The following is a 13,649-nucleotide window of genomic DNA, read 5'->3' on the forward strand; positions in this document are numbered from 1 at the left end:
CTCGAAAGGTTGACCATGTCTTCGTTCCGCGGCCGGCCACGCATCCCCGAGCACGGCATCAAGGCCACACTCTGCGGCGGCAACACCATCGGCGGGACGATCCGCGAACGCGAGGCCCGCGCCGACGGCTACCGGCACATCGACACGCCGGCCCTCGTGCGGCGCCTGGTCGAGATGAACGTCAACACGTATCTGTACGGCGTGTGGGACTCGCCGACCGACTGGGACGACCTGCGCGAGGAGTTCCTGCCGGCGGCGCACGAGGCGGGCATCGACGTCATTCCCTACATCGTGCCGCCCAGCGAGACCACCGAGAACGGCCGCGCCTCGCGTCCCTTCATGACCGATTACGTCGCCTGGGCGCGCGCCATCGCCGAACTCTCCGTGCGCTACCCGAACCTGGTCTCCTGGGCGATCGACGACTTCGAGATCGGCGACAACGCGCTGCTGTTCACGCCCGACTACATGGAGCGGATCAAGCGTGCGCAGGCCGACGTCAACCCCGATCTCGGGTTCTACACCTGCGCGTACATCGGCAAGGCCACCGATCCGGCCTTCCTCGACAAGTACGCCCCGTTCATCGACGGGATCATCTACCCCTACCTCGACGGGCGCAACGAGAACACGACCATCACCTCGTCGCTGCGCGACTGCATCGCCGAGATCCGCACCCACACCGAGCCTCGCGACCTGCAGCTCATCCTCCTCGTCTACACCGGCCGGTTCCTCGACGCACCGCTGCCGCCCACCGAGGACTACGTGCGCGAGACCGTCGGCACGGGCGTCCGCCTCGCCGCCGAGGAGCAGATCGCCGGCGTCGTGGCCTACGGCACCCAGCAGGACGGCGCGCCCGCGCCGGCCACGGACAACCGGGCGATGTACGGAAACGGCCGGCTCGCGCTGTTCGCGTCACGCAAGCCGGTGACCCCCGGCCAGCAGGCCAGCGCCGTCCAGGAAGTACGGGTCGACCCGCGCAGCCCGCGCTACGAGCTGTCGTTCTGGTTCCGCCGCGAGTTCGTCATGGGCAACCTCAAGCCGGGCGACTACCGGCTCCAGGTCGCGCTCGACGACGACGTCGTCTGGGACTTCGACGTGGTCGACCAGCCACAGAACCTGTGGCTGCAGGGCGACGCGTTCCAGGGCCCCATCGACGTCACCCCGGCCGTGGCGGGGAAGGCGACCGTCCGGCTCACGTTCCGCCTGGTGGCGACCACGCAGACCGAGCACGCCTTCGTCGACGTCGGCGTGGACAACCTCGAGACCGTGGGGCTGCACGTCGTGGACCCGGGATTCGAGGAACCGGGCACCTGGGAGCTGCACAGCGAGGGGTCGATGGTCGCGACCATCGACGTGTTCGCGGCCGACCGCCCGCACCGGATCCTGTCCACGCTGCGCGACGTCTTCGCCGCGGAGCCGCACGCGTGAGCCTCGGGGTGCGGGCCGGCTCCGCCGCGCGCCTGCTGCGGCTGGACACGCCCCGGAGCTCGGCCGCCCTCGACCTCGACGACGGCGGACGGCTGACGTCGCTGCACCTCGGCGGACGCGAGCTGCTGGTCCCGCACGAAGGGCGCGACCCGCTGTGGTGGGGCTCGTTCGTCATGGCGCCGTGGACCGGCGACCTGCTGGACGGCCGGTTCACCTGGCGGGACCGGACGTGGCGGGTGCCGCGGGAGGCGAGCGGCCACGCCTCGCACGGCACCGTGCGGCGCTCGTCCTGGACGCCGACGGCTCCCGGCCGGGCGGTGGCGGCGCTGGGGGAGGACTGGCCGTTCGCCGGCACCGTCGAGCTCACCGTGGAGCTCGCCACCGACGCCCTCCACCTGCGGCTGGAGCTGCGCGCCGAGGAGGACATGCCGGCCGCCATCGGCTTCCACCCATGGTTCCGGCGGTACCTCTCGCCGGACGGAGCGGCCGCGCGGGTCGACCTTCCTCTTGGCACCCGGATGCTGTATCGCCACGGCGACGGCTCGCCGTCGACCCGCTTCGTCGGGCTCGGGCCGCCGCCGTGGAACGAGACGGTCCGCTGCCCGGTGCCGGAGGTCTCCGTCGTCTGGCCCGGCGAGGGCACGCTCACCCTCACGTGGACCGGCGCGTTCGCGACGGTCTTCACCGCGCACGAGCAGGGTGTGTGCGTCGAGCCCGTGACGAGCCCGTCCGGGCGCATGGACGACGACCTCGCCGCCGGTGACACCTTGGGTCTGGACCTCACCCTGACGTGGACGCCGTGGCGTCCGGAGGAGGACGGTGCGGCATGACCGTGCCCTACCGAGTGACCGCGGACGTGATCACGGCGATCGACGTCGCCAGGGTCACGCCGCGTGTGCGGCCGGAGCTGCTCGTCTCCGGCGCCCGCGGCACCCACGACGAGTCCCACTTCCTGCTGGTGCGGGTGACCACGCGCGCCGGCGTCCAGGGACTCGGCGAGGTGAGCGGCACGCTCACGTGGAGTGGTGAGGACGGTGCGACCGCGGCCCACGTCATCGAGTCGACGCTGGCGCCGGCTCTGGCCGGGCAGCCGCTGGCGCCGGTGGCCGCGCTCGAACGCCGGATGGACACCGTGCTCGCGGGCAGCCCGTTCACCAAGGCCGGTGTCGCGACCGCCCTGTGGGACGCCTACGCCAGGGCGCTGGACGTGCCGCTGGCGGTGGCGCTGGGCGGGCCGGTCCGCTCCCGGGTGGCGGTCAAGTGCAGCCTCAGTGGGACCGGCGACCGGCTGCGCACCGCGCTAGCCGCGGCGCGCGCCGCCGGCTTCACCGCGCACAAGCTCAAGGTCGGTCTCGACGTGACCCGCGACGCGGAGCGGCTGGCCGAGCTGCGCGAGCTGGTCGGCCCGGAGGGCTTCATCGGCCTGGACGCCAACGGCGGCTACCGACGGCGCGACGCGGCCCGGGCGATCGAGCTGTTCGCACCGCACACGCCGGCGTTCCTCGAACAGCCCGTGGCCCCGGACGACATCGAGGGCATGGCCGCCCTGCGCGGCCTGGGTTTGTGCCTCGTCGCCGACGAGAGCGTCTTCGGCATGGCCAGCCTGGTCCGTGTCCTGCGCGCCGACGCGGCGGACGTGGTGAGCCTCTACATCGGCAAGAGCGGCGGACCCGGCCGCGCCGTGGAGATGGGCCGCGTCGCCGGCGCCCTGGGATCGGAGGTCGTCATCGGGTCCAACGGCGAGCTGGGCGTCGGTGCCGCCGCGCAGATCCAGGTGGCGTGTGCCCTGGACTCGCTGGCCGAGGACTTCCCGCACGACATCATCGGCCGGCACTACTACGTCGACGACGTGCTGTCGACGCCCGCGATGATCGCCGACGGCGTGGCCCGGCTGCCGGACGGTCCCGGCCTCGGGATCCCGCTCGACGACGCCGTCTGGTCGCTCTTTCCCGGCTGACGCAGGTGGCGACCATTCGAAAGCGGCTTCGAGATGACGGAGAGAGCGCGTGTCCATGTCCTGGTGCCGGTCTAGTCTTCGGACATGAGCGCAGAACTGGTCACTGGAGCCGGGGGACGTACGGCGGGCAAGGAGAAGGACCCGGCACCCGCCGCGGGCCGGACGCTGACGGTGCTCGAGACCCTCGTCTCGCACGACGACGGCCTCACGCTGACGGAGCTGTCCAAGCTGACCGACATTCCGCTGGCGACCTGCGCGTCCATCGTCTACACCCTCGAACGCCGCGGCTATGCCTCGCGCCGGGTGGTCGGCCGCAGTCACTTCTGGCGCGCCACCCTGGCGCTGTACGGGCTGGCGGTGCGGCTCACCCGCAACGTCGACCTCGCCACGGTGGCGCAGTCGGAGATGCAGCGGCTGGCCGACGACCTCGGGATGCCGGTGCACATCGGCGTCCTGAACGGCGCCTCGGTGGTCTACGTCGCCAAGGCCGCGGCCACGGGCATCATCCAGTTCGACACCTACCCCGGCAAGCTGTCGCCTTTCAACCTCACCGCCCTCGGGCGTGCCATCGTCGCCCAGTACCGGGCGGGGGAGCTGGACGAGTTGCTGCATCATCTCGCCGACGGCCGCGGCCCGCGGGCGAAGGCCGGCTCCAAGGACGACTTCCTCGCCCTGCTGGATGTCGTCAGGGCCGACGGCTACGCGGTCGAGTACGAGGAAGAGGAGGCCAACGTCGCGTGCGTGGCCGCCCCGTTCTTCGGTGCCGACGGCCGGGTGGCCGGCGCGGTGGGGGTCACCGCGTTCGCCAAGGACCTGGCCTCGGTGCGCCAGCAGCGGGCGGTCGGCCAGCGGCTCATCGAGCTGGCGTCGGCCATCTCGGTGAAACTCGGCTATTCCGGAGCTCGCGCGCGCCGCGACTGAGGCGCACCGGAAGACCCTTGCGTCGATGCCTTCAGAGCCTCTACGATCGGAGAATATCGAAGGAATTTTCGACATTTGGAAGGATTATGGCGACGAAGACTACCATGGCTCTGGTGGGTCTCGGCGCCATCGGCGTCGGCGCGCACCTGCCCGCCCTGCTACGTCATCCCGGCGTCGAGCTGACCGGTCTGGTGGACGTCGACGCCGCCCGCCGCGCACGGGCGGCCGAGCTGGTCTCCGGCCGGCTGCCCACGTTCGCGTCGCTCGACGACCTTCCCGCCGTCGATGCCGTGGTGGTCGCCACGCCGCCGTGGGTCACCCCGGTGCTCGCCCGGACGGTGCTCGAGCGCGGCGGCTACGTCCTGGTCGAGAAGCCGGTCGCCACCTCGGTCGAAGCGGCCACGAGCATTCTCGATCTCCCCCCGGAGCTGCTCGGGCGGCTCCAGGTCGGGCTGACCTACCGCCACGACCCCGCCATCGCCCGGTTGAGGACCTGGATCGAGCAGCGCCGCCTCGGCGACGGGCCCATCCTCGTGCGCGCCCACATCTACGACGAGGTGCGCGACGAGGCCGACGCCGCCCACCTCGCGCTGATCGGCACGACGCTCGAGCACGGCAGCCCGGCGCTGCACGAGGGCTCCCACGTCTTCGACTGGCTGAGCCACGTCCTCGGCGGAGACGGACGCCTGGAGGACGGCTGGGCGGTGCGCACCGCGGCGGACCTGGCCGCGCCGAACCTGGTGGGTGGACGGTTGTCCTATCCCGACGGGTCGCAGGCCCTGGTCGAGTTCGGCTGGTTCACCACCGCCCTGCCACCCTGCGAGCTCACGTTCGTCGGCGACGCCGCCACCGTGCGGCTGGACGGGCACACGTTCGACCTCACCATCACCGGCCGCGACGGCGAGGACGTCGTCCGCTTCGAGGGCGAGCGGGTGCCCCGCTCCTTCGACCGGCAGCTCGACGCGTTCGTCGGCGGCATCCAGAGCGGCAGCCGGCGGCTGAGCCCGACGTGGGAGGAGGGCCTTCGCGCCCTGGCGGCTTCCGAGGCGCTGGACCGCCGGGTGCGGGCCACGCCGGCCGGCGTCGACGGCGGGCGGTGGGCGCGATGATCCTGTCGTGGGACGAGGCCACGCGCGAGCAGCTCAACGCCGCGCTGCCGACGTCGGTGGTCGTCCTGCCCGTCGGCGCCGTGGAGCAGCACGGCCCGCACCTCGCCACCGGGACGGACAGCCGGCTCGCCGCGCTGCTGGCGGCGGCGGCCGCCCGCCGGGCGCACGAGGAGCACGGCGTCAGTGTCGTGGTCGCGCCCGCCCTGCCGTTCGGCGCTTCCGCCCATCATCTGCCGTTCGGCGGCACCCTGTCGTTGACGGCCGCCACCATGCTGGCCGTCCTCACCGATCTGCTGCGCAGCATGATCGCCTCCGGTGCCACCCGCATCGTCGTCGTCAACGGCCACGGCGGCAACTCCGGGGTCGTGCACGCCGCCGCGGCCGACGTCGCCGCCGGTCACGACGGCGTGGCCGTCGCGCATCTGGACTACTGGCGGCTGGTCGATCCGCGCGCGGACCTCAACGTCCCCGGCCACGCCGGGCGGTTCGAGACCTCCATGATGCTGGCGACCGGCTGGACACCGCCGGACGGCGAGGCCTACGAGCCGCCGCGCCGCGCCGGCGCGCTGCCGCCCGCCGAGGTCCTGCAGGTGCACAGCCGGCGCCGCTGGCGCGACATCGACGGCTGGTCCGACGACCCGGCCGGCGCCGACCCCGCCACCGGCGAGGAGATCGTCGCCCTGGCCGCCGCGGCACTCGCCCGACACCTCGCCACCTTCGCCCAGGAGCCCACGTGATCGACTTCCACACCCACACACCCGCCTGGCGAACGTCGTCCTGGCTCGGCGGCGCCACGTTCGACGCCGCCGACTTCCTCGCCTTCATGGACGCCGCGGGCATCGAGCGCGCCGTGGTGCTCAGTCACGACGGGCTGTTCAACCCGTCGCCCCGGGCCAACGACGAGCTGGCGGCCTTCGTCGCCGCCGACCCGGACCGGCTGATCGGCTTCGGGACGGTGAGCCCGCGGCACGAGGACGCCGCGCTCGAGGCGGCCCGGATGATGGACGAGCTGGGGTTGCGCGGCATGAAGCTCCATCCCTGGCTGCAGGGCTTCAGCCTGCAGGAACGCACGCTCGACCCGATCTGCGAGGTCCTGGTGGAACGCGGCGGGACGCTGCTGTGCCACGACGGCACGCCGCCCTACTCCACACCCGCGCAGATCGCCGCTCTGGCGCGCCGCCATCCCCGTCTGCCCGTCGTCCTCGGCCACGGCGGGCTGCACGACTGCTGGCGCGAGGCCCTCGAGGCCTGCCGGCAGACGCCCAATCTCTATCTGTGCATCTGCGGCACGCCGCCGTACGCCGCCCGGCACATCGTCGAGCACGGACCGGCCGACCGGATCCTCTTCGGCACCGACGCCGGGCTGTCCGACCAGGCCGAGCAGCACTACGCCGTGGCCCGCGTCGCCGAGATCGACGGCTGGGGCATCTCGGCCGACCGGCGCCGGGCGATGCTCGTCGACAACCCCCGCCGCCTGCTCGAGAGGTCCGCCCGATGATCGTCGACGTCCACACGCACACGCCCACGCACCGCGACCCGGTGCCCGCCGCCGAGGTCCGCTCCTACAGCTCGTGGCGCACCGACCGTCCCGTCGTCACCACGAACAGCTGGGCCGACTTCGACGAGGCGGCGAGCGCCGCCGACGTCTCGATCGTGTTCAACATCGCCGTCCCCGACCCCGAGGCGGCGACGGGCCTGCCGTACCCGCCGGAGCGCACCAACGACGCCACCATCGAGTTCGTGAGCGCGGCGCCGGACCGGCGGGTGGGCTTCATGTCGGTGCACCCGGAGCACCCTGGTGCCGTCGACGAGGCGCTGCGCTGCATCGACGCCGGCCTGCAGGGCGTCAAGCTCGGCCCCAATTACCAGGACTTCGACCCGCTCACCGAGACCGCGCACCGGTTCTACCGCTTCTGCGCCGAGCATGGTCTGCCGATCCTGTTCCACCAGGGGGCGTCGCCCATCCGGCAGGCGCCGCTGCGCTACACGTATCCCCTCGTGGTCGACGAGATCGCTCTGGCGCACCCGGAACTGCGGATCGTCATGGCACACATGGGCCATCCCTGGGCGCGCGAGACCGTGGTGACCGTGCGCAAGCATCCGCACGTCTACGCCGACGTCTCGTCGATCTACCTGCGGCCGTGGGTGTGCTACGAGTCGCTGCTCTACGCCCAGGAGTGGGGCGTGACGGGGAAGCTGCTCCTGGGCTCGGACTTCCCGATCGCGACCGCCGCCGAGGCCATCGCCGGCCTGCGTCGCGTCAACGACATCCTGGAGGGGACCGCGTTGCCTCGGATCAGCGACGAGACCGTCGACGGCATCATCCACGCCGACGCCCTGGGCGCGCTCGGCCTGACGCTGGGTGTGGTGGCATGATCGTCGACGCCCATGTCCGGGTGGGACACGGCCGCGAGGCGAGCTTGACGGTCCCCGACCTCCTGGACCGGATGGACCGCCTCGGCATCGACGTCGCCTGCGTGGCCCCAGACGAGGCGGCGATCGCCTACGAGAACCGCCGCGGGAACGCGACCACCACCGCGGCTGCGGCGGCCTCCAGGGGTCGCCTGGTCGCGTACGCGGTGGCCAACCCGTGGCGCGGCGGCGAGGCCGTCGCCGAACTCGAGCGGGCCCGCGACGCCGGAGCCCGGGCGCTCGCCGTCGATTCCGTGCTGCAGGGTTTCGACCTGCTCGACGGCCTCGTGGACCCGCTGCTGCGCTTCGCCTCCGACCAGCGCTGGCCGGTCTACGTCCGGACGGGTACGCCGCCGAACGCGCTGCCGCTGACCCTGGCACTGCTCGCCCGCCGGTTCCCCGAGGTCACGTTCATCATGGGTCGCAGCGGCGCCACCGACTTCTGGATCGACGCCGCGGAGGCGCTGCGGTCCGCGCCCAACCTGCTCGGCGACACCAGCTACGCCCCGTGGGACACCCTGCTCAGCGAGCTGGGCTCGGACCCGGCCATCACCCCGTCCCGGCTCGTGTTCTCCACCGACCAGCCCTACACCGTCGCCGAGAGCGAGGTACGGCGCATCCGCGACTGGCCGATCACGGACCGGGAACGATCCCTCGTCCTGGGCGGCACGCTCCGGGCGCTCCTGGCTCTCTGACGCGCAGGCTTCGCACCTACCTGGTGGAGCCATGTCCACCAGCTCGAAAATGACATCGATATTTGAGAGGTACTCGTGATCGACGTTCGCTCCAGCGCCACGGACCGGCCGGCATCCGAGGGGCAGGTTCCCGACCCGCTCATCGCCGGCATCTCGCCGGTGCTCGAAGTCCCCTTCACCGAGAACGGCGACGTCGATCTGGCCGGGTTCGACCGGCTCGTGCACCACGTCCTCGGCACCGGCGTCACGAGCGTGATGTTCCCCGGCTTCGCCTCGGAGTTCTACAAACTGACCGAGGCCGAGCGCGGACTGCTGGTCGGCCGCCTGCTGGCACAGACCTCGCGGCGACCCGGTGTCTCGGCGATCATCGCGGTGCAGGACCATGCCACCCGCCTGGCCGCCGACCACGCGCGGCGGATGGTGGACGCCGGCGCCGACGCGATCAACCTGCTCCCGCCGCACTTCCTGACCCCGTCCCGCGACGCACTCGCCGAGCACATCGCCGCGGTCTGCGCCGCCGTCGCTCCCGTGCCCGTCGTCCTGCAGTACGCGCCGAAGGAGACCGCCACCTTCATGGCCGCGGCCGACATCGCCGCCATCGCGCGTGTCCATCCGAACCTCGCGTACGTGAAGGTCGAGTCGAGTCCGCCGGGCGCGCTGATCGGCGAGCTCCTGCGGCTCGATCCACCCCTCCGGTCGGTCGAGGGGTACGCCGGCCTGCAACTGCCCGATGCGATCCGCCGCGGCGCCGTCGGCAGCCAGCCGGGGTGCTCGTTCACCGAGATCTACCTCGAGATCTGGGAGCACTTCGAGGCCGGCCGGTACGACGACGGCGACCTGCTGCACGCCAGACTGCTGCCGTTCATCTCCTACTGGATGCAGGACACCGAGCTCATTATCGCCGCCGAGAAGCTCATCAGCGTCCGGCGGGGACTGTTCGACAGCCCGGTGTGCCGCGAACCGGCCCACCACCTGGACAAGCTCGAGATCGAGATGGTCGATCGCTTCCTCGGCGAGTTCGCCGACCACCTTCCCGGCGTGACCTCCTGAGCACGCCCGTGACGAGCCTCAGCCAGGTCCATGGGGATGGGCGAGGTCGTAGGCGCGGGCGAGCTTCTTGGGGACGACCATGCGCCACGCGTCGACGACCAGCTCGCGGGCCTCGGCCCGGTCCAGCGCCGCCAGCTGGGCGTGGACCCAGTGGAAGCGCATCTCCGACGGCGACGGCAGCTGGAACTTGTCCGGCTCGCTCGCGACGAGGGCCGCGCGTTCCTCCTTGGGGAACGCGAAGCCCATCACGCTCTCGTCGAGTAAGAACGCCACGTAGACGATCTGCCCGACGCGGAACTTCAACCTGCCGCGGACGTACACCTGGTACGAGCGCTCCAACTCCGCGCCCAGCGGCCTGACGTCGTCGATCACCGCCATGCTCGGCACCCCTTGGTCACGTAGCCCGTCCATCGTTCCCCTCTCCACAGCCAGGTGCACGGGTTGACTGGGACGGCCCCACGAACTCATCGGTTCCCGGGTTCGTTGCGTGAGCACCTCTGGTCGCTGACGTGCGGTGACGCAGGTGTGAAGCCGTGGTGAAGACGCCCTTGGCGATCATGTGGCTCGGCTGGGGGGACGCCCCAGAGCGAGGTTCTGGTGTGCTGAGAGGGGCGGTCATGGCAGGCATCAGGGAACCCAGGGTCCGACGGCTGCGAGGGTCGTTCACAGCGATCACCGCGTCAGTCGTCGCCGTCGGTCTGGCCGTGCCGGCGGCGGCGGTGACCGGCGGCGGCCCGGTCGACCCGGACTGGGTCCGGCAGCTCGTGCGGATCGAGGTCGGTGAGGAGAAGACCTGCTCCGGGGCGTTGGTGGCACCGCAGTGGGTGCTCACCGCGGCGTCCTGCTTCACGGCCGCCGGCGGGAACGACGAGGTACGCACCGGCGCGGCGCCAGCGGGAACGACGGCGACGGTGGGACGGCCGGATCGGTCGACGGCGGACGGATATGTGCGCGACGTCGACTGGATCGTGCCGCATCCGGACCAGGACGTGGCACTGGCGCGGCTGACGCTGGGCGTGGACATCGCGCCATGGCGAGTCGCCGAGGCTCCCGCGACGGCTGGTGAGACACTGGCGATCAGCGGCTTCGGCCGGACGGAGTCGGTGTGGGCGCCTGCCGAGTTGCAGGCCGCCACGGTGTCGGCGAGCGAGGTCTCGGCCGCTTCGTTCGAGCTTAGCGCGCCCGCCGAGTCGGCAGGGGCGTGCGACGGCGATGCCGGCGCTCCTGTCACGCGGTCGGCGGACGGTGCGGTGCAGATCGTCGGTGTCCTGGTCGGCTCGGCGAAGAACGGCTGTCTGGTGGCGCCGTCCGACGGGGACCGGTCGGCGCTGGCGGCCCGCGCCGACGTCCTGGCGGACTGGATCGACCGGAACGCGGTCTGGTTCGGCGCCGACTTCGCGAACTCCTACCACTCGACGGACGGCGACGGCGACGGGCGCCTCGACGGCATCGGTGGCTACAACCTCGCCGACGTCAATGACCAGATCGTCGCGGTCGACTACGAGGGCAGCGGGAAACTGGATCACCTGCTGATCTACCGGCCCGGCTCGCAGAAGAAGTACTGGGTGGTCAAGCGGCGGGCCGACGGGTCGTTCCAGCAGGTGTTCACGAACGGCGACCGCGGCATCGGGCCGGTGCCGACCGCCGGGACCGTGCTGCTCGGCGACGCCCGCGATCGGGTGTTCGCGTTCGACTGCCACCGTACCGGCAAGCAGGACTGCATCGTCGTCTACCGTCCGGGTCTGGTCAGCGGGGACAGCGAGAGCGGTTCGTACAGCGTCTTCGAGCGCGATCCGCGAGGCGGGTACCAGCGGGTCTTCCGGCACAAACTGATCCGGCTGAACGGGGCGGCCACCCAGATGATGGCCCTGGACGACCACGGGGCGACGGCCGGACAGCACCTCGTCTTCTACCGGCCAGGTTCCGGGCTGGTCACGGTCCGCTCGTGGGTCTACGACAACGCCGCCGGCTCCTGGGGAACCGGGCCGGACGTCTACACGACGGACAGCGCCGGGATCGCCGGCTTCGACCTCCGGCAGGCGCGGGACCGGATGATCGCCTTCGACTGCCACCAGTCGGGGCGCCAGGACTGCCTCGTGGCCTACCGGCCGGGGAATGTCAGCACGGACGCCGAGAGCTCGACGTATCGCGTCATCGATCGGGCGAGCAACGGGACGTATCGCTCGTTGTTCCGGCACAAGCTCCTCCGGCTCGCCTCGACCGCCGATCAGCTCGTCGCCTACGACTACGACGGGTCGGGGCGCATGGACCACCTCGTCTTCTACCGGCCCGACGGCGGCTGGGTGACCATCCTGCCCGGGCTCCGCCAGGCGGGCGGCGGCTGGGCTCCGGCCCCCTCCTTCGTGTACTCCAACCAGGGCGGCGGTATCGGCGGCTACGACATGCAGGACGCGCGCGACCGGCTGGTCGCCTTCGACAACGACCACCGGGGCTCGCCCACCGACCTCGTCGCCTACCGTCCCGGCTCGCGCACCGCCTGGGTGGTCGGACGCCGGACCGAGCCCGGCGACCCCGACGTCACGGTCATCCGGCCGGCCGGCGCCGACTCGATCGTGGAGAACCGGACGTATCCCGTGGACTTCCACCACGAGTTCACGGGAACCTCGGGCCGGGAGGACTGGGGGACCGACGAGGCCGAGGCACAGAACTTCGAGCTGCTCGCCGGCGACGGCGGGATCATCTGGGTCTCGTGTACGGAGGCCACGACCACCGGGGTCAGCGTCATCAAGGTGTTCCCCGGCCTGCTGAACGGCGAGCTGGAGGTCGGCGAGCGATACCTCGGGGTGACGGCGGTGTGCTTCAAGGTCCTGGGCCCGACGGGGTACGTGAAGGTCCGGATCCCGAACGTGCACATGGTTCTGGGGGACGGGGGCTCGCCGGGGACCGGCCACGACGTCGAAGCGACCGTCGTGCACGTCGAGTCCGGCGCGCAGCGGACCAAGCTCGTGGAGCCCGACGAGGCCGAGCAGTTCGGACGCACGGACGTCACCTGCGACGAGGATCATCCGGACTGGCCGGACAACTGCCGGGAGAACCTGTTGGAACTCCGGGTCGTGGGCTGAGGGGTTGACGGCGATGCGCGCGATTCTCGGCAGGCCCTCGCGGCGGAGGGCGACGGTCATCGGCGGGGCGCTCTCGCTGCTCCTCGCGGGCAGCCCGATGAACGAGACCCGGGCCGTCGCGGCGGAGACGCCGCCGGACGCTCCGGTCTGTGAACGTCAGGTGGTGCTGGAGGCCTGGGTCACCGGCGGGGTGAACGTCAGCCCGGCCGCCGAGGAGGCGCTGCTGGGCGACGACGCGGCGGTCTGCGCGTTCCTCGAGCAGCTGCCCCGGCTGGTGGCGCAGGACGAGCGGGAACAGGTGGGTCGCATCACCTCCCACGGTGGCCCGGAGGTGTCCGCCGCGGCCACCGCGGCCCTGCGCTCGAACGAGGAGGGTGCCGTGACGGCGTTCCTCGACGGCGGGTGGGAGATCGCCCGGCAGATCGACCTGCGCGCCCGTGTGGGCCAGATGAGGGCGACCGGCGGACCGGAGGTCCGGGCCGCTGCCAACGCGGTGCTGCGCAACGGGACGCCTGAAGCGCTGGGCCGGTTCCTCGACTCGGGCTGGCGCATGCCGTACCGGATGGACTTGCGGGCCGTCGTCGGCCGGGCGATGGCCGGAGGCGGTCCGCAGGTGAAAGCCGCGGCGAACCGAGCGCTGCTGGACGGCAGCCCGGAGATGCTGGAGCGGTTCGTCCAGATCGACTGGGGCGTGGCACAGGCCCGCGACAACGAGGCGCAGACCCTGAACGACTTGCGGGCGAGCGCGACCGAGGCGACGCGCCTCGCTGCCCTCGAGACGATCGGGGCCGTGGCGCAGGCCGAGCGGGCGAAGGCCGAGTCCGAGGCGGCCAGAGCGGAGGCGGAGGAGGCACAACGGCTCGCCCAGCTGGCTGGCCAGGAATCGGACGAGGCCAGACGGCAGGCGCGACGTGCCGCCGAGGCGGCCGACCGCGCCGTCGCCGCGTCGCGCGTCGCCGTCGAGGCCGCTCGCGCGGCGGCGAGCGCCGCTCGTGCC

Annotated in this window: 13 protein-coding genes; 12 read left to right on the plus strand and 1 reads right to left on the minus strand. The window is 72.0% G+C overall.

The genetic code is table 11. The annotated features are described in order from the left end of the window. Positions 1 to 15: 15 nt before the first annotated feature. From DY240_RS32215 to DY240_RS22360, 10 genes are all read left to right on the plus strand, one after another. Positions 16 to 1,425 carry a hypothetical protein gene (locus tag DY240_RS32215; RefSeq protein ID WP_158602955.1) on the plus strand — a complete coding sequence of 470 codons (1,410 nt, stop codon included), beginning with the start codon at positions 16 to 18 and terminating at the stop codon, positions 1,423 to 1,425. Further along, entirely contained in the window at positions 1,422 to 2,255 is an 834-nt protein-coding gene (locus DY240_RS32220; protein WP_158602956.1) for an aldose epimerase family protein, read from the plus strand. Before DY240_RS32215 ends, DY240_RS32220 begins: the two co-directional genes overlap by 4 nt. Then, positions 2,252 to 3,382, plus strand: a complete 1,131-nt coding sequence (locus tag DY240_RS22325) for a mandelate racemase/muconate lactonizing enzyme family protein (RefSeq protein ID WP_119662040.1) — start codon at positions 2,252 to 2,254, stop codon at positions 3,380 to 3,382. Before DY240_RS32220 ends, DY240_RS22325 begins: the two co-directional genes overlap by 4 nt. An 84-nt stretch (positions 3,383 to 3,466) precedes the next feature. After that, the gene (locus tag DY240_RS22330) at positions 3,467 to 4,303 is read left to right on the plus strand and encodes an IclR family transcriptional regulator (protein ID WP_119662041.1); all 837 of its coding nucleotides are present in this window, start codon (positions 3,467 to 3,469) and stop codon (positions 4,301 to 4,303) included. Between the two features lie 104 nt (positions 4,304 to 4,407). Then, on the plus strand, positions 4,408 to 5,412 hold the full coding sequence (locus DY240_RS22335) for a Gfo/Idh/MocA family protein (protein WP_119662042.1): 1,005 nt from the start codon (positions 4,408 to 4,410) through the stop codon (positions 5,410 to 5,412). Next, positions 5,409 to 6,149 (plus strand): creatininase family protein, encoded by a 741-nt coding sequence (locus DY240_RS22340; protein ID WP_147375439.1) that lies wholly within the window; start codon positions 5,409 to 5,411, stop codon positions 6,147 to 6,149. The genes DY240_RS22335 and DY240_RS22340 overlap by 4 nt, the downstream gene beginning before the upstream one ends. Beyond that, on the plus strand, positions 6,146 to 6,910 hold the full coding sequence (locus DY240_RS22345) for an amidohydrolase family protein (RefSeq protein WP_119662044.1): 765 nt from the start codon (positions 6,146 to 6,148) through the stop codon (positions 6,908 to 6,910). Before DY240_RS22340 ends, DY240_RS22345 begins: the two co-directional genes overlap by 4 nt. Beyond that, positions 6,907 to 7,788: an amidohydrolase family protein gene (locus tag DY240_RS22350; protein WP_119662045.1), complete on the plus strand. Its 882-nt coding sequence runs from the start codon at positions 6,907 to 6,909 to the stop codon at positions 7,786 to 7,788. Before DY240_RS22345 ends, DY240_RS22350 begins: the two co-directional genes overlap by 4 nt. Further along, a complete protein-coding gene (locus tag DY240_RS22355) occupies positions 7,785 to 8,519 on the plus strand; it encodes an amidohydrolase family protein (RefSeq protein WP_119662046.1) in 735 nt (244 codons plus the stop codon). The genes DY240_RS22350 and DY240_RS22355 overlap by 4 nt, the downstream gene beginning before the upstream one ends. Before the next feature lie 75 nt (positions 8,520 to 8,594). Continuing rightward, a complete protein-coding gene (locus DY240_RS22360; RefSeq protein ID WP_199702041.1) occupies positions 8,595 to 9,569 on the plus strand; it encodes a dihydrodipicolinate synthase family protein in 975 nt (324 codons plus the stop codon). 18 nt (positions 9,570 to 9,587) lie between these two features. Here DY240_RS22360 and DY240_RS22365 read toward each other — a convergent pair whose 3' ends face one another. Further along, the gene (locus DY240_RS22365) at positions 9,588 to 9,947 is read right to left on the minus strand and encodes an MmcQ/YjbR family DNA-binding protein (protein ID WP_119662057.1); all 360 of its coding nucleotides are present in this window, start codon (positions 9,945 to 9,947) and stop codon (positions 9,588 to 9,590) included. Positions 9,948 to 10,186: 239 nt separating this feature from the next. Here DY240_RS22365 and DY240_RS22370 point away from each other — a divergent pair, with 239 nt between their 5' ends. Together DY240_RS22370 and DY240_RS22375 are read left to right on the plus strand one after the other, a co-directional pair. Beyond that, on the plus strand, positions 10,187 to 12,652 hold the full coding sequence (locus tag DY240_RS22370; RefSeq protein WP_158602957.1) for a S1 family peptidase: 2,466 nt from the start codon (positions 10,187 to 10,189) through the stop codon (positions 12,650 to 12,652). A gap of 13 nt (positions 12,653 to 12,665) precedes the next feature. Then, on the plus strand, positions 12,666 to 13,649 hold a 984-nt coding region (locus DY240_RS22375; protein ID WP_199702042.1), incomplete at its 3' end, for an ALF repeat-containing protein.

The organism is Jiangella rhizosphaerae, from assembly GCF_003579925.1.
Taxonomy (GTDB): Bacteria; Actinomycetota; Actinomycetes; order Jiangellales; family Jiangellaceae; genus Jiangella; species Jiangella rhizosphaerae.